General features: G+C 40.0%; 8 protein-coding genes. 3 read left to right on the forward strand and 5 right to left on the reverse strand.

The window, feature by feature from the left end; all coding sequences use genetic code 11:
* Positions 1-11: 11 nt before the first annotated feature.
* Complete coding sequence (locus tag LPTSP_RS05805; protein ID WP_108927885.1) at positions 12-1,112, reverse strand: S1C family serine protease; 1,101 nt, start codon at positions 1,110-1,112, stop codon at positions 12-14.
* Here LPTSP_RS05805 and LPTSP_RS05810 point away from each other — a divergent pair.
* Positions 1,111-2,187 carry an aminopeptidase gene (locus LPTSP_RS05810; protein WP_108927886.1) on the forward strand — a complete coding sequence of 359 codons (1,077 nt, stop codon included), beginning with the start codon at positions 1,111-1,113 and terminating at the stop codon, positions 2,185-2,187. The two genes, LPTSP_RS05805 and LPTSP_RS05810, sit on opposite strands and share 2 nt — an antisense overlap.
* Before the next feature lie 170 nt (positions 2,188-2,357).
* Here LPTSP_RS05810 and LPTSP_RS05815 read toward each other — a convergent pair whose 3' ends face one another.
* Genes LPTSP_RS05815 through LPTSP_RS05830 form a run of 4 tightly spaced genes read right to left on the reverse strand, consistent with a single transcriptional unit; the run spans position 2,358 to position 13,964 of the window.
* Positions 2,358-9,947 carry a PD40 domain-containing protein gene (locus LPTSP_RS05815; RefSeq protein ID WP_108928182.1) on the reverse strand — a complete coding sequence of 2,530 codons (7,590 nt, stop codon included), beginning with the start codon at positions 9,945-9,947 and terminating at the stop codon, positions 2,358-2,360.
* 5 nt (positions 9,948-9,952) lie between these two features.
* Positions 9,953-10,576, reverse strand: coding sequence for a DUF1318 domain-containing protein (locus LPTSP_RS05820; RefSeq protein ID WP_108927887.1), 624 nt, complete (start codon positions 10,574-10,576; stop codon positions 9,953-9,955).
* 5 nt (positions 10,577-10,581) lie between these two features.
* Positions 10,582-13,608 carry an LIC_11026 family protein gene (locus tag LPTSP_RS05825; RefSeq protein ID WP_108927888.1) on the reverse strand — a complete coding sequence of 1,009 codons (3,027 nt, stop codon included), beginning with the start codon at positions 13,606-13,608 and terminating at the stop codon, positions 10,582-10,584.
* Positions 13,609-13,622: 14 nt separating this feature from the next.
* Entirely contained in the window at positions 13,623-13,964 is a 342-nt protein-coding gene (locus LPTSP_RS05830; RefSeq protein ID WP_008594836.1) for an STAS domain-containing protein, read from the reverse strand.
* 198 nt (positions 13,965-14,162) lie between these two features.
* Here LPTSP_RS05830 and LPTSP_RS05835 point away from each other — a divergent pair, with 198 nt between their 5' ends.
* A complete protein-coding gene (locus LPTSP_RS05835) occupies positions 14,163-15,140 on the forward strand; it encodes a glycosyltransferase family 2 protein (RefSeq protein ID WP_108927889.1) in 978 nt (325 codons plus the stop codon).
* A complete protein-coding gene (locus LPTSP_RS05840) occupies positions 15,137-17,071 on the forward strand; it encodes a hypothetical protein (RefSeq protein ID WP_108927890.1) in 1,935 nt (644 codons plus the stop codon). The genes LPTSP_RS05835 and LPTSP_RS05840 overlap by 4 nt, the downstream gene beginning before the upstream one ends.
* The last annotated feature ends 7 nt before the right edge of the window (positions 17,072-17,078 follow it).

Below are 17,078 nucleotides of genomic sequence, written 5' to 3' on the forward strand. Positions count from 1 at the left end.
TTTTAGAAAAATTATTTCTGTATCAATCGAACGGTCAGTTCTTGCAGGGATTTTTCCCTGTAGATCCTAAGTTTTAACCTGCCGCCTAATCCTACTATTCCTACCTGTTCCCTCAGATCATTAATATTTTTAACTTGGACTCCGTTTGCTTCCATAATGAAATCATATCGTTTTAAACCGGAACTTTCCGCAGAAGATCCTGAATCCATATCATATACCAAGACCCCATTCCAATCGGCTGGAATTCCAAGAGCCTTTCTATGATCCGGAAGTGGGACAGTCGCCATCACACCTAAGGTAGCAGGCCGGATAATCCTTCCTTTATTCTCTTCGATCAGCTGGATTATCTTTTTGGCATAATTCATCGGGATGGCAAAACCGATGCCGGTATTTCTACCGGAGTCGCTTCGGATCAACCGATTGATCCCGATGACTTCTCCGTAAATATTGAGAAGAGGTCCTCCGCTGGAACCCGGGTTGATCATGCTATCGGTTTGGATATGGGTTTGGCCGGTTTCGTCCAGATCTTCTCTATATTTTGCAGAAACCACGCCTACCGAAAAAGATCTTTCCAACCCGAAAGGAGAGCCGATCGCAATCGCCCAATCTCCTACTTCAATTTTGTCAGAATCACCGAAAGAAACTGGCTTAAGTCCACTGCCTTCTTTAATTTTCAGAAGAGCAATATCCGCTCTTTCGTGGCTTCCCACAAATTTAGCAGGAAAAACACTACCATCGGAAGCGATTACTTCTATACTTTCCGCGTCTGAGATAACGTGAAAATTTGTGACAACGTATCCTTTTTCATGAATGAGAAACCCGCTCCCGAAAGAGGAAAGTTTTTCGGTGCGGTAATCGAAATATTGGTACGGGCTTGTGATCGCTTCTGTTTTTTTGGTACGGACAGAAACCACCGAACCCTTTGCGAAATTATAAACATTTCGAAAAGCATTCTGCAATTCGATCCCGGCTCTTTGGTCGGAATAACCGAGAGGTTTGCCGCCTCGGAAAAAGGAGGACAAACCTCCTTCTCCCGGAAGAATAAGGACGAATAGGAATAAAACCAAAAGTCCGATATTGACCCAAACGATTTTAGGAAGACGAATATTCATGCAATCAGACTCAACCCACCTTCTACCTAATAGAAAGAATCGTCGACTCAGATTCTTTTCCGGGATACCCGTTTTGTTTTTTCTATTCTTCTCCGGCCAAGGTTGTATTCCTTATCTCTATCATCTTGGAAAAGAACAGGCAAAGATCCTATTACAAAGAAAAGCAATCTCGGAAGTTTTAGCCGATCCAGAAATACCGGAAACCACCAAAACAAAATTAAAAGAGGTGGAGAAGATCAGAGAATTCGGCATCCAAGAATTGGCGCTCTCTCCCGAGGGTGGATTTAAAAGTTTTGTGCAACTGGACCGACCAGCAATCGGTTGGCATGTAAGCGCCTGCCATCCATTACGATTCGAATCCTATACCTGGTGGTTCCCGATCGCAGGCAGAGTTCCATACAAAGGATATTTTTCATTACAAAAAGCGAAAGAAGAAGAACAATCTTTGAAAGACCAAGGCTTCGATACAAGAATACGGGTCACTGCAGGATATTCGACATTGGGATGGTTCGAAGATCCATTATTTTCTTCTCAACTTTACGAAGATCCAGGCGATTTAGCCTCCATAGTCATTCATGAAATGGCACATGCCACGGTGTATTTTCCGGGAGACTCTTTATTTAACGAAAGTTATGCGAGCTTTGTAGAAGACGAAGGCTCGGACGAATATGTCCTGAAGATAGGCGGCCCAAAGCTTCTAACAGATAGAAAAAGATCGGAAGAGGAAAACAAACTTTATAAAAACATAATTCTAGAGACCGCAAATCTACTCAAAACCGCATACTCAGAAGGAGGCACAGAAGATCTATTACTAAAGAAAAAAACGGAGATCATTGGAGACTTCCGAAAGAAACTTCTTCAAACAAAATGGACCAAGATCAATTCCAAAAAACTTTCGGAAAGAGATTGGAATAATGAAGACTTTATCGGGATGCTTCGATACAACTCAGGGGCCCAGTATTTTAGGAAAAGATTTTTAGAAGTTGGAAAGGATTTTTCCAAATTTCATGAAGAGATGAGGAAGTTACAGGAGAAAACGGCGGAAGAGAGAAAGCTGCTGTTAGAGGAAAAGTGATTTTCTGAAAGAACTAATGTTGGAATTCCAACAAAATTAAGCTGCAAAATTTAGTTGTAAATATTCGAATTTTGTGATAGGCGTGTAAGCGCTCTCCCACGAGCCACTCCCCCCACCCGAACCTGGGCGGGGGCGATCTCAATCCCCTGTTGGAGTTCCTACAATACAATCTAATCCTTCGAAATAAAAGAAGTTGTAAACAATCGATAACCGTTCCAGTATTTATCCACAGGATACACTTCTCTCATCGTCTCCATAGTTTTTAGAAAACGATTTCGAAGAGAAGTTTTAGAGTCCTCTTTTCTAGAAGAGATCTCTCTTAAAAATCTTGAATTATGAGTATCTGTCTGAAATCCAAGATTCACAATCCCCGGCCCTTTCCAGAATTTTCCCAAATAATATAATGAATCTTTTAAGCTCAAAGAAGCGTTTCCAAAACCTTCCAAGAAAGAAGAAGCTAACATCCAAACACCTTGCAATGTGCCGGTCTCCACTTCAGAAACGGATCGATTCCCGAACAAGATACCTTTCTCTCTATCTTCTACCAAAGGGACCCGAACCACATGAAAAGGGGTGATCCCAGGATTTCCCTTAGGAGAAAGTTCCAAGTTCTCCAGCTGCAGTAACTGAGAATACCAATCCGATAAATTCGGATCATCCTTAGTAATGATCCCGAATCCATCCCAAAATTCTTCCTTCTCCTTGTGGACCGGATTTTTAAGCAATGTCTCCGGATCTGCAACATAATAGATCTCTTCTTCCGACTTAGGCAAAATAGGAGCTAAAAAATGATAAGAAGAAAGATACAGATACGTGGTCTTATTTTTAGAAGGACGAATATTCTGACGGATCTCTGTTTCCAGAGCCTCTCTCAATAAAACTTCCGCTCCTCCCTTATCCGCCTCTTCGTTGTATTTATAAATAGAAGCTCTTACCTTTCGGTTGTCCTTGAATGCAAGATCTCCCTTGGACTTACCCTTAGTAAATTTGATATAAAAAGTTTTTAGTCCAAGATCCATCAATGCCAAAAACTCTTGATTTTCGGGAATCTTTTCCTCTAAAGCAAAGGAAACTTTATTAAAATTAGGAAGATCAAAATAAGAAACAGAACGCCCAAATAAAGCGGAACGAACTGCGGAAATTTTATCTTTGATCAATCCTAAATCGAAGAATGTTTCAGAATCATTCTGCTGAAAAGAAAGAGTCTGTAAATATGTTATAAAATCGTTAAGTTCTCTTCTTTCTGCCGGGCTAAATTTTTTCTTTTTTCTATGCTTAACAAAACGATTTGCCAAATCCACAAACTCGGAGGACTTTTTAGTGGAAGCATTTTCGTATTCTGAAAGATATTCAGAAAAACCCGATTCGGATATTTTATTCGGCTTTTTGCCTTCCAAATAGTAGATTTTAGAATGGATAAATTCTATTTCCGAAGAATGGAACTCATCCGAAATTCCCTTCGATTTTGAGATCCAGTATTTAGCCTTATCATAATCTCCTCGGGAAAGATAAGCTTTCGCAAACTCCAACATGATCCTTGCTTGTCTCGGAAAATTTTTCTTTAATCCTTCCAGATCCACGAAAGAGTTCAAAAATTCTTCCATTTCCTTTCCAGTTTCTTCAGGAAGAGAATAACGTAGCAAATCCAACACGGAAGATCTAGACTCTGCATCCAATGTTTGGAATAAGGCCTTAGAAGAACTGTGTATCTCGGAATATAGAGAAAGAGGAGAGATCCGATGTCCCAGCTTTTTACGATTTTCTAAAAATGCTAAATGCCTCGGATAATTCCTCTCTTGAGGATCTAATTCAATTTGATTTACACTTTCGGCCCAATCTTCATCTTCTTCCAAAAGTGCTTTTTCCTTTCGGATCCGCGCCTCCATCTTTTTCCAAGTCTCCAGGTCCGATCCGGAAGAGATAAATTGTTTTGCAAGTCCTAGTTGAGAAGAAGCTAGATCAGGATAATAAGCTTCCAGAGCTAAATTAGAAAGTTTTAATCTAAATAAGAACGGATCATATCTTTCCGCAGACATGTTTGAGCTGAGAGAAGCGCCCGGAAATTTTCCTTCTTTTAAAGCAAATATTCCGTTTAGAATTCCACTCTTAGGATCCGGCAAGGGAATTTCACCACAATCCTTATACTCTGTTTCCAGCAATCTGGACAAACATAAGTTGAGCCCCAATTCCTTCTGAGAGTTCAGATCTCGATCCTCATAACGTAACGCAAAAATTTTATCCAAAGAAAGATCAGGCTTTAATCTTTGGTATGCTCTTAAAAGATCCGATTCGATTTTAAAAGCCAAATTAGAATTCGGTTCTGCATAAGAACGGGCCTTATGTAGATCGGAAAACACTTCCGAAGAGTCAAAAAGTCTTTCATCCTTTCTGGATTTGGCAAAAAGTCTTTCCGCTTCTTGGTTTCTATTTCCGGCTCTTTCTATAAGTTTTCCGAACCGAATTGCAGATTTTGATCCTTTGCCTGCAAAAATTTCCTCCAAAGATTCTTTTACGCAAGATTCCCCTGGGCATAGATACATTAGATTTACTCCGGAACCGGAAAGTCCAGTGTAAGCTTTTAAGATCTGATTCCAACTTGGCTTTTCAGAATACGTTAATATAACAGCTCCCAATCTATGATCTCTGGAAAAAATTTCTCTAAGCCCTAATGCGTCCTTCTTTCTTTCCCCAAAGGCGGAGTCTCCTTTGATCTCCGGAAAAGAGCTCACAAGAATATCAGTATCTTCTAATATATCCGTCCAGGAATCGGAATCCACTTTTCTATAATTCCATCCTGAAATCGGAAAAAATGAAGAGATCACCTTTGGAGTTCTATCTTCTCCGTATGAAAGAGAAGAAGATAGTTTAAAACTGATCCCGGAAACCTGAGAATGTAATATCTCACCTATAGAAGTATTACCAGGATCTAAAGTAAGATTTCGGCCGGAATTTTCAAAATTGGATTTGATCCAGTTTTCTGCCTTGGACTCGTTTTCGAAATTCAAGAATTTTAAAGAAGAGGAATTTTTGATCCGAGCAAATACGGCACCCCTGGATTCTAATAAACGAATTTCAGTCTCATTCTGTCTTAAAACATCTTCGGTAACTACACCAAAAGGATCCAAAAAACTCGCCTTTTTAGGGAGTTTAGATCTTAAAACTTCCAAAGATTTAGAGACTTGAGAAGCAGCCTGGGCAAGTGCAAGTTCTTCTTTTTTAATATCCCCTCTGGTTTCCAAAGCGGTCTGGTATTTAAAATAAGTGTTTCTGTAGTTTTTCCAATCGGACTCGAATTTTACGTATTCTGCCCTGGCTTCTACAAATTCCCAATTTCCTTTTTGAAAATTACGAAAATTTAATAATCTTTGGAGTCTAGTCCATTCATTAAATGCAGTATTTGTATTTCCGGAATCCAACTCTGCTCTGATCTTAGTTTCGTATAAATCTCTTAGCAGAAAACTTTTATTATCTGAAATAAGATGGAATTGTTTTTTAAGAAGTTCTTCTGCCTTGGTTAATTTTGCCTTTGCTTTATCCGGCTTTTTAGAGATTAGATCTAACCTCGCTTGTAAGACCCAAGTTTGGATCAATTCCGCGCCGAAATAGAATACGTTAGCCATTTCCTCAGCAGCTTTTAAACATTCTTCCGCTTTTTCCAGATCCCCTAGTCTATAAAAGACGCTGGCCCTGCTTAAAAAGTGAAATACCCTTTCTTTCCTTGGAAAAGGATCCTTAGAAAGTCCTACGATCTCTTTGGGCAACCCGGAAGGAGTTTCGAGTAAGGAAGACGCGATCCCTAATTTTTCGAAGCCCTCTAACCATTCCCCTTTTTTAAAATTTTCATCTCCGGAATAATAAAGTACTGTGGCTTTCAATATATCAAAATCATAATATTGTTTATAAAAAGACTCGGAGCATACGGAATTTCCTTCCAATAGATCTTCCGACCAGGAAGAAAGGCAGTTTTCCATAGATTCTCTTTTGAACCTGTCCAGTTCTTCCAAGGCCTTATTTAATTCTTCCGAATATCCGCCTTTTTCCTTTTTATCGGAAGCTTCTATAGAGGCGAATAATGAATATAAGTATCTCTTAAAACTCCCCGTAGATCTTCCGGAAAGATTTGCAGAGTCTTTTAGAAATTCGTTTTCTTCTAAAAATGCTAATTTAGCTTTTTCGAATTCGTTTCTTTTATACTGAAAAAATCCCAGATCCGCATAAGATTGAGACTGGACCAATTGCCCGGCTAAGGTTTTGCTCAAGCCCTTTTTACTTACATATTCCAATCGTTTGTCTGTTTCTTCCGCGGCTAAGCGATAGTTTTGCTCTAATACAAGATTATTCACTCTTATACCGGAAGATAATAACGGCTGGAATACTGGAGGAATTGCCTCCGGGAATCTACCAGAGCCGGAAATACGAACAGAATCAGGAAGAACAGTTTCAAAAACGAAATCCCACATGGAATCCCAGACAGATTCCCAGAACTTTGGGCTTACCTTTTTAGGTAACCAAAGGGTTTTGCGTGAATAAGCTTCCTTCTCCGCTTCCTTTAAATTTTCTTCCGATTTGGAAATATAGCCTAGCTTTTGATAAGAAATTGCCAATGCGTTTCTGATATTGATCGGGTCCACCAACCTAGATGGTTCGTTCAATTCAAGCGCCTCCGTCAGATAAGGAAGAGCCAGCGCATATTCTCCCAATTCCATATGAGATAGGCCTGTCAAAGTCCTAAGTAACGTTAATTTTTCTCTATAACTTTGAAGGCTTTTGGAGTAATCCGTTCCGGAATATAATTGAAGAAATTCGTTTTTAGAATAAATGTCCGATGCGGTTTTTAATTTTCGGACTGCGTCACCATACTTGGACATATACATGGAGGCGCGTGCAGAATTGAATAAAAAAACCGCCTTCTGCCTATAGTCCTCGAATTGCGCTTTTGATATTATATAATTTGAATAGGATTCTACTAAAGAGTATTGTTCATCCGCCTTAGGATAATTTTTCAGTAAGAAATAATTATTACCTAAATTCAACCTAAGATCAGAGAGAGCTTTTTTGTTTTGGAAATTTTCTCCGAGCAGTTCCAAGATCTGGCTGTATAGCTCTATATTCTCTTCAAAGTTTTTCTCAGGGAAATATTTGGAATATTCATCCTTATATTTATCCTCGTCGGTCGGTTCCTTATCGCTTGGTTTTCTGGACTTCATGATGTCCACATATTGGTATAACCAACCTAAAAGTTGGTATGCATCATGATAAGTAGGTTCCGCAAATATGATCCATCTGAGTTCGTATTCAGCCTGCTTATAATCCCTTAGAGCAGCTTCCTTTTTGACACGATCCATTGTCCCGGAATTATAGTAATAAGTTTCTCGGATCACGGAACGATTGATAAGGTAGTATGCGTATCCGTACAATGTGGCAAGATCCAAGAAGGTTCGGGCCCTAGGTAGAATCTTTTCCTTTTCGAAATATTGGTCTATATATACGAGTCCTTCTTTTTTATCCAGTGGATCGAATTCGAGAGGATTCAAATTTCCTAAAATACCTGAGGCATTCTTTTCGCTTATGGATCTGGCCAATTTGAAAGAAGTGTCCACCATCAGTTTTTGATAATAGATCGCGTAATCCTTATAAACAGTGTCCTGAAAGAGACTTTTACTCTTTGCCAAGAACATATTCTCCGTATTGTAAAAATAGTGGAGAGAAGCCTGAAAAAAGTCGGATCTGTTCTCATAGTTCCGAGCGAGGTTCTCAAAATAAATAAAGAACCTTTCCATTTCCTTATCAGAGATCTCTACACCGGAATCATGGTCGTAATTTTCCAGAAATGTGCGAAGAGATTCCAGAGAATAGCGCACACTCCCAAGTCCTTTAAAATTAGAAGATCTTAATAGATGGATTTTCAGAAAGAGCGGATCTTTAGGAGCGATTTCTTTTAATAAAGGCTCCAACAGAGAATTACTATCTGCAAATGCACCCTGTCCGGAAAGTCCAGCCGCTTTAGTATATATTAAGAATCTATACAATACGGGAGAACGTTCTTTGATCTTATTAGAAGATTCTATTTTTTCGGAGAGAGATATTTTTTCCGAGTCTGATTTTCCCGCCAAGATCTGCTCTTCAAAAAGACCGTACAAATTCCTAAGTTCTATTGTCTTTGATTCGGCTTCATTTGCTGCTTGCAGAAGTGTAGAAGGAATGGTCCAGTCATTCTTCTTCGCCTCCTTAAGTTGTAGAGAACCGATATTTCTTAATATTTCGTGAATATTATAATATCCCGGGAATCGAGCCACTAGCTCCTGTTTGGAATTCAGTGCAGCTTCTATTTTGCCGGATCTTTCTTCTAAATTTCCGATCTCTTCTAAGATCGCACCTGCCACCTGCGCGTCCGCATGAGATTTTATATTAGAAAAATAGTCTTTAATCTCAGTGAGTCCCTTGTTTTCGGATTCCAAGTAGAATACGTAAGCAAATCCCCATTTGGGATCTAAACGAGACGCTCCCATCTCTTTTTTGATCTCCGAGGTTTTGCCCGACTTTTTATAGAGTGAATATTTTTCGTTTAGGACTTTGGCTCTAAAAATAGGATAAAGCGGATCTTCCTTATAATACAATTCCAGAGAATCTAACGCCAATAGATAATCGTCTAAGGATTGTTTTTTGCCGTATTCTTTGGCCAGTTCGAATTGCGCGGAAATATTAGAAGCCTTTGGAATAGATCCGCTCAAAGGAAGAAAATAGATATTTAAGGTTCCATAATATGCGGCAGTGAATAGGATACTTCCTCCATTAAAGGAAGAATATTTCGTATCGAATAAAGAAAAATTTCCAGAGGTCAGCCTTCTTTCTTTCATATCGGAAAGATCCAATCGAATGATCAGGCTATTATCTCTTTCGTCCAATTTTCGATTTCCATCAGAATCGGAACGAATGGACGTATAAAACAAATATCTTCCATCGGAGGACAAGCTGGGCGAAAAATCAATGTAAGCATCGTTAGTCAGTCTTTTGGTCTTTCTGGTGGATAGATCCAAAGAGTAGATCTCTCCTTCTCTGGAATCCGCATAAGAAAGATATACGATCGTACTTCCGTCTTGGGACCAATATGGATTTACCGCTCCGGATTGGGTGAGTAAAATCGGTTTTTCCTTTCCCTCAGTATCCCATAAGATCAGATTGGGAGTTCCCGGGGTCAGCCTATCTGAAGAGAATAATAACACTCTACTATCCCTTCCCCAAACAGGATCGGAATCCGAAAATTTATCCGACTTGGAAATATCGGAATATTCTGGATTCGTGATAAACTCGAAATCGTCGCTTAAGAATCTTTTTCCTTCTAAGATTTTTTTAGCCCAGACCTCAGGCTCAATTTCTAAAAGAACGATATCTCCCGCTGTATCAAATTGTTCCGATACGAATGCCAGTTTTTTACCATCTGGGCTGATTGCAGGTTTATATTCGGAAGAAGGATGTTCGGTAACAGGAACTACAATAGAGCTCTTGAGATCTCTAAACCAGATATCATAATTTCCCTTTTGTCCCGTAGTATAAAAAAGATATCTTCCATCCTTTGTGGTGGAGTTATACAGGTTATTTCCCCTTTGCACGGTCAATGGAAACGGTTTATCATTTTCTGGATTGAAATAGTTTTTAGAAATAGGACCATAATCGAATTCGATAGGCCTTACTCTTTCTAAGGATTTAAAAACAGTACAATAAAAGAAGAAAAATGGTAAAAGGAAAATACTCCGTTTCATTTTCCTTATTCCCTCTTTTTCCAATTCCCAGCGGAGGCCTCGTAATATTCCCCTATGTCCACAGACCGAAGCCAGGTGGTTTGGACACTTTCCTTGATAGAATTTTTTTCTTTCTCAGAGAGGCTGCGGTTTGGATCGGCAAACGCCTTCTTTAGTTTTTCTTTAATTACGATCTCTCTATTTTCATTCGTAAGTTTAACAATATCATCTATACGAGACTTTTGCTTTGGATCTTTAGAGATCTTCTCCACTCCAGCCTCTCTAATCTTTGGATTCCATCTTACTTTCCCGTCCAAGCCTTCCGCCAAAATTCCTAGACTTCTATATTCTCTTAACTCCCTTGCAAGATAGGCCAGAATACGAAGCGCCATATAGAATTGGTTATCTGAAGCATTTCCAAATTCTTCCTTGATCAGATCTCTTTCCCAGATCTCGGAGCCGGAAGAAGAAGTTTTAATGGATGCAATGAGCCATCCGTCTTTTTCCAGATTTCGATCCTCTCCCAACATTTGTTTTTCAGCTGCGGTTTGTGTCTGGGTAAACGTGATCGGAGGAGCCTTAATCGGGCAATACACGACCAAAGGAAAGAATGCAAAAAGAATAATAGTGGATTTTGGAATATTCTTCATAAGTTCTACTGATTGAAAGTTTCGATCTCGTTCTGAGCACGTTTGAGAAAATTCGCCAAAGGCATTCTTTGCTGAGACACCTGGTTATTTTCCAACTGGATGATCGTTCCTAAAATGGAACGTTTGAATAAGATAACTGCGTAAACCAAACCCTTGGACAATTCCAATTCTATCTTATCCACTGCATAACTTCCGTAAATAAAATCAGTGAGTATGTTGGAAGGTGCAAAAATGTTGATCGCACTTTTTCCGAAATCGTTTCCGATCTGATAGATACTAAAAAATAGATTTAAGTTAGGCACAGGATCCCCCAGATTTCTTCCCCATAGATTCAGGTCCGCTTTCACTTTTCCATCATCTATCTTAGGTTGAGTTTTTGCAGGAAGCAATTGTTTTAGATCTATATCCTTTACTCTCAAAGAAACGGAGTATTCCATTTTTTCAGGATCGCCGGAGCCCACGTTAACGATCATATCCTTACCCCAAATTTCTCCGTCCAGAGTATATACTTTGAGATAATCCATTCGTAAATAATTTTCTGAGTATTCCAGGTTGGCAGAAAGTCCCGGAGAATCAGCCTTAGGCCTACTGTATTCAAAAGGTGTTCCTTTTAAAGAAGGATGATTTCCTATAATCTGTCGGATCGTAAAATTCGGGGCCGGGGTCCTACCGTAGTTCATCACGAATTTTCGTTTGTTCCCCTCGATCAGATTTTTGGTCTCTTTTACGGAAAGATCGTGAGCAAATGGAACATCCGCATTCCATCCGTCTATCCGATATAGTTTACAATCGTATCCTGGGCAGACCCCACTTTGCAAAAGTATATTAGAATTTTTAGATATTAGATTTCCTTGGATAACATTCGCATACCAGTTAAATTTGATCCCAGCTTCTCCTTGGAAGAAAAGCCCCTTGATCAGTCCGCTTTCCTTGGAAGATAAAAGTTTTAATTCTCCTTTTAAATTCGGAACAAACTCTCCCATAGAGGGGGGTGGTCCATTTTTGGAGGCCTTGGTCAGTTCTCCACCCAATCCTAAATGTAATTTTTGGGAGAATGCACTTAACTCGAGTTTATCTATTTTGATCTTGGAACTTGGACTTCCGATCATTTTTAGATCTATAGATAATTTTCCATCTCTCAGATTCATCCCAGGCAGATCGACGCCAAGACTTCCTTGGATATTCTGTCCATGTTTTCCAAGCGAATAATAAAAGTCTCCATCCAATGCGACCTTCTTTCCTACTTGGTTTCGAACCGGGATCAAAGTTTCCCGGAGAGATAAAGGAAGAAGTGGAACAAGATGTTCTAAGTCCAGATCCAATCCCGCTTTTTTCAGATCTAATACGAAAGGTTCTCCAAGTCCTATCCTTCCGCCCGTATCCAATTTTGCTGCTGAGTTCCCTTCAGGGGAGAAGGCCTGCAAGCCTAGATTAGATACTAAAATTTCCTCTAGGCCCCAGGCTTTTTTAGGAAAATGGAATATAGCTTTTAAGCCCCCTTCCAAATGTATATTTCCCGAATTGCCCCTACCCAGCGGAAATCTAAAACCCTTGGCTCTTAATTTTAGGCCGGCGTCCAGCTGCGAAAAATCCTTTCCTAAGGCGGAAAGTTCTGCGGAGAATTTTCCGGAATATCCTTTTAGATAATCTCCTAACCCGAAATTATCCAATTTCAGATTTAAGTTGGGTCCTTCCGCCTGAGAATAATTTAAATTCCCCTCCAACAGGATCTCATTATATATTACTTTCAAATTTTTGAATGTAAAAGATCTCATCCATGGAAGAGGGATCTTGGGTCCCGGATCTTTTTCACTCTGAGGATCGATCCGAACGTCCCAATCCAAATTGAATACAGGGACAGAATGTCTCTTCTTCCCGATCCTAAAATCCAATCCGTTTCCTCGGATTTCTCCTAGGACTCTTAAATTGTCCCAGCCTCCTTCCGCCAAAATCGGCGCAAGGCTTGCTTCTCCACTCATGGAGAAAGAATCGAATCCAAGACTATGTAAAAAATCTGATAAAGGCGAAAGTCTTATTCTGGATTTTTGGATGGCAAGATTCACTTTTCCGGAATCCGCTGCGAAGTCGGAAATTTTTCCGCTCCCTTCTAACCAAGTGTCTTCTCCTACTTTCCATTCTAAATTCCTAAGTAGGAGTTCCTTCTTCTCTGGAGAAACATCCAAGTCATATTTCAATGAAAAACCGAAAGGTGCGCTGACTCTGTTTGCGATTCGTATAGGTATTTTTTCGGAGCCAAGGTCGAGCTTGGAATGAAATCCAGATTTGGAACCTTCTGCCCTTTCCCAAATCCATGTACATCTGAATGGATGGTCTAGTCCTCCTGAAGAATCTTGGAATCGAAGTTTGATCTGATTCTCCGGATTCAACTTCACTTGGAACTCATCTATCAGATCCAAAATTTTTAGATCGAATGGGATCCGAGTGAAACGATCCGTATCCAAAAGAAATCCAAGTTCCAACCCTTCCAGCCCTGCAGAGTAAGACTTGGAACCGTTTTCCGAATTCACATGAACATTGATGTCTTTCAGGTCCAGTTCTAAGAATGCGCTGACTGGAATATAGGTACGGATCTCAGTAAGAGGTTCACTTTTTTCGACAGGAACTTCTTCTTTTTTGCTAGGAGGGAAAACAGAGGAGATATTCCAAAGGTTTCCTCTTTGGTGGAGGTCCAACTCCAATCCTTGGATGGAAATTTTGGAAATTTTCAATCTTCCGAAGATGGCGAGTGGAAGATTGTAGGAGAGCCCCAGTTCTTTAGCGGTCATTACAGGCTTCTGACCCCAGTCGGTTGTGGGATACAATTTTACATCAGTGAATCTGAATCCATAGAGTGGAGAAAAACTTCTGACATTCGCCTCGAACTTTCCCGCAAAAACGGAAGAGGCGATTTTATCGAATAGGATCTGTCCTGTGATTGAGTTGAAAAGGAGATGATAGAAGAGAAAAATCCCCGCAATGATCCCAAGGCGGAGCTTTTTCTTTTTCAAATACTGTAAGAACTCGGAAGCCAACCGAAATGTTTAGGCTAATACTCGAAGGATTCGATAGCCTCTTCCAGCGTTTTATAGATCTCGAAAATGCTGGCTAACTTTGTAATCTCCATTAAATTTTCGATATCATTATTCAAATTGGTAAATACCATGCGACCCTTCAAGCCGTCGATATGTTTGTAGATATTAAGGAACATCCCCAAACCGGCTGAGTTGATGAAAGGAACTTTTTTCAGGTCGATGATAAACTTAGGAACGTCACCTTTCGAGATATACTCCTCGATTTTTTGACCAAGTTCGAATTCGTTACCCGCTTTAATCGGGCCTTCGATCTTGATGATGTGAACGTCGTTTTTAGTGGTGACTTTGATTTTCATAACCCTTTCTTGGATTTTTGTGCTTATATAAGATCTGCATTCCGGCCTCCTTGTAAAGCGCTTTTTTGCGGAATTGGCCAGCCGGATCCCTCGAAAGCTCCCAAAAATCAAAGAGAAACTAGGTTTTAACTCGGACAGAAATTACAGGAAATATTGTCGACATTTTGACCGAATACAAACATCGTACCAAGGTCAGCAATGCCCGCTAAGCCCCCTCTTTTATCCCTAGTCATTCCCGTTTATAACGAGGAAAAAACCATCCCCGAACTTGTGAAAAGACTCCGGGGCCTACTCAGTATCTTAAAAGAAAAACACCGCTTCGGAAAAGAAGATGCGGAAATTCTTTTTGTAAACGACGGCTCAAGAGACGGAACCTTCGATGTATTAAAAAAATTCTGCGAATCAGAGCCTTCTTTTTTTCTTCTGAACTTATCTAGGAATTACGGACACCAATTGGCCATCACTGCAGGGATCGACACTGCAAGAGGGGAAACAGTCGCCGTCATGGACGGAGACTTGCAAGATCCTCCAGAGTTCGTAGCCGACCTTTACGCAAAGATGTCAGAAGGTTACGACGTAGTTTATGCCAGAAGGAAAAAAAGAGAAGGTGAGTCCTTTTTCAAACTGATCACCGCTCATGTATTTTACAGGATCCTAAAAAAAATCACTCGCTTCGATATCCCGATCGATACTGGAGATTTCAGGATCATGAGCAGAAGAGTGACGAATGTGTTAGTCTCCATGAGAGAACAGCATCGTTATATCCGAGGACTGATCGCTTGGATCGGTTTCAAACAAACCGGTTTGGAATATGATCGCGACGAACGTTTTGATGGAGAGACCAAGTTTTCAGTCAGCAAGATGTTAAAGTTCGCATTGGATGGCATCACTTCCTTCTCCTCTGCTCCACTCAAATTTTCCTCTTATTTAGGATTTGCTTCCGCATTTTTCGGAGCATTGTATACGGTCTATATTCTCTACTTAAAATTGTTTACTGATAATACCATCCAAGGTTGGACCTCGGTCATGATCGTAGTTCTGGTATTAGGTGGGATCCAGCTCATCGCATTAGGTATGATTGGCGAATATTTGAGCAGAGTAAACGATCAGTCCAAGAACCGCCCTCTGTATGTGATCGAAAAGATATACTCAGTACGACCAAAAAGTAAAAAATGAACCGCACCTGGGATAGAATTTTAGGAATTATATTCGGCTTAGTCGCGTTGTTTGCCACTGGAGTTATGATCTCCAAGAACTGGCAGGCATTCTTAGAGATCTGTCCTATTACAGACCTTCTTACTTGGGACGAGAATATCCGCTTAACTGCTGTATACGATCAGTTCCAGGATTATAGAGACGGCAAAATCTGGAGAGCAACTCTTCCTTTCTTAGAGGCGGCCACATGGCCACCTTTGCGTCCAATATTTTCCCTTATACTTTTGGCAAGTCCGGGAGAATGGCCCATCACTTGGAAAGATTCCTTTCTAGGTCTGGCATTCTATGCTCTTTGTTTTCCTTCTATCATTTATATCGTTTCCAGGATTTCCGGATCTTTTCTTTTCGGAAGTTTGGTTTCCATTTTCGTATTGGCATTGACCCTTCATACTTCTGAAACTCCTGCTTATAGTCTTTCTTCTATGCTAGAAACCCAAGGGATGTTCATTCTTCTTTGGGTATATTGGGGTCTCTACAAACTTTATGATTCCGTAAAGGACTTAAAACCTGGAGAAAGTTTGCCCGCGGGCTCCAAGGTAGCGGCTTTGGTCTCGGTAGTTTTGATCCTTCTATTTTTTACGAAATATCCGTATGGACTTTTATTATTCATTTCGATCTTTTTATTCGAGTTAATTTCCAGATTTCCGGAATGGATCGGATTCATTCGATTCTCTGTGAAGGTTCACTATAAAGGGGTCAGGCTTTTATTCCTGATCATCGTGGTCCTTCTTGTACTTTCATTGCCTGTTTTAAGAGTAGTTACGGATTGGAACCTGGACCAAAGGTCCTTTAAAAAAGTATTATATTTTCTGACAGTTCTTCTTTTCTTGGATTTCAACTATTTCCTATTTAGAAACAGAAAGGATTTAGGAGAAATTTCCCCTCCTTCTATCAAAATACTCTATCTGTATGCGATCCTTCCTTGTTTTATCTGGTTATTCACAAACCTGGACAGGGTAATGAGTTTAGTAAACGCTCAGATGATCGTGAACAAATTCGTTCGTAGTTTTATCTTAAGTTTATTCGAATCTCCAGAGGATAAATTTCCGGCGAGCCATGTATTCAGTGAGCCTTGGATCTTTAGGACCTTCTTCTTATTTTCTTTGAGCGCTATCGGATACTGGCTTTATCTAAATCGAAAAGAACGAACTGCTTCTCCGCAAACAAAGGGAGAAGGAAGAATAGATTCTCTACTCGCTAAGCTTCAGAATATCAGCTGGCCGAAATTCCTAAAAGATTCGTTATTCGCAATCACTGTTATCGTATTCTTGCAATATATAGTTATCGATGCGAGCACTGGAAACAAACAACTTAGACATGTATTCTATCCTTTGCCTGCATTACTTACGATCTTAAGTCTTTGGTCTTTCAGATTAGTCCAAGTTTCCGAGAAGAATAGAAAGTTACTCTTCTACGGAGTTTTCCTGTTCTTCTTACTTTGGGCCTCGAGCTTATTTATAAGAGAAGGCGGACTATTCAGCCAAACCTATTTTTCCAAAAACCAATTCTGTCTAAAAGGATTCGACACAGTCACATTCGATCCTGCGAGAGAATTTGCAAAAGAGATAGATCCTCAAGGAAAATACGTCGCATTCAACGCGTTTCACGATGAGGAGAACTTCCAGGTGCGGGGGCGAATTCTCGCCTCCGAATTTGATCTTTTATTCAGACAAAAAACGGTCGAAAAAGGTAAATATCGCAACGATAGCAAATACAAATGGAAATCCTGGGACGAGTTTGACAAAGCTGTGTATATAGGCCCATCCTGCGAGCTACCTCACAAGTATCTTTCCAGAGCAGAAAGTTTAGGGATCACCCTGGAATTGATCAAAGAAATTAAACGCCCTGACGGAGATTATTGTTTCAAAGAATTTCGTCTTATTAAAAAATAATTGGACT

It is taken from the genome of Leptospira johnsonii, from assembly GCF_003112675.1.
Lineage (GTDB): Bacteria > Spirochaetota > Leptospiria > Leptospirales > Leptospiraceae > Leptospira_B > Leptospira_B johnsonii.

Bases quoted from the DNA above. Each gene is read 5' to 3' on its own strand.
- LPTSP_RS05810 (WP_108927886.1), top strand. From the start codon at position 1,111: ATGCAATCAGACTCAACCCACCTTCTACCTAATAGAAAGAATCGTCGA.
- LPTSP_RS05805 (WP_108927885.1), bottom strand. From the start codon at position 1,112: ATGAATATTCGTCTTCCTAAAATCGTTTGGGTCAATATCGGACTTTTG.
- LPTSP_RS05815 (WP_108928182.1), bottom strand. From the start codon at position 9,947: ATGAAACGGAGTATTTTCCTTTTACCATTTTTCTTCTTTTATTGTACT.
- LPTSP_RS05820 (WP_108927887.1), bottom strand. From the start codon at position 10,576: ATGAAGAATATTCCAAAATCCACTATTATTCTTTTTGCATTCTTTCCT.
- LPTSP_RS05830 (WP_008594836.1), bottom strand. From the start codon at position 13,964: ATGAAAATCAAAGTCACCACTAAAAACGACGTTCACATCATCAAGATC.
- LPTSP_RS05835 (WP_108927889.1), top strand. From the start codon at position 14,163: ATGCCCGCTAAGCCCCCTCTTTTATCCCTAGTCATTCCCGTTTATAAC.
- LPTSP_RS05840 (WP_108927890.1), top strand. From the start codon at position 15,137: ATGAACCGCACCTGGGATAGAATTTTAGGAATTATATTCGGCTTAGTC.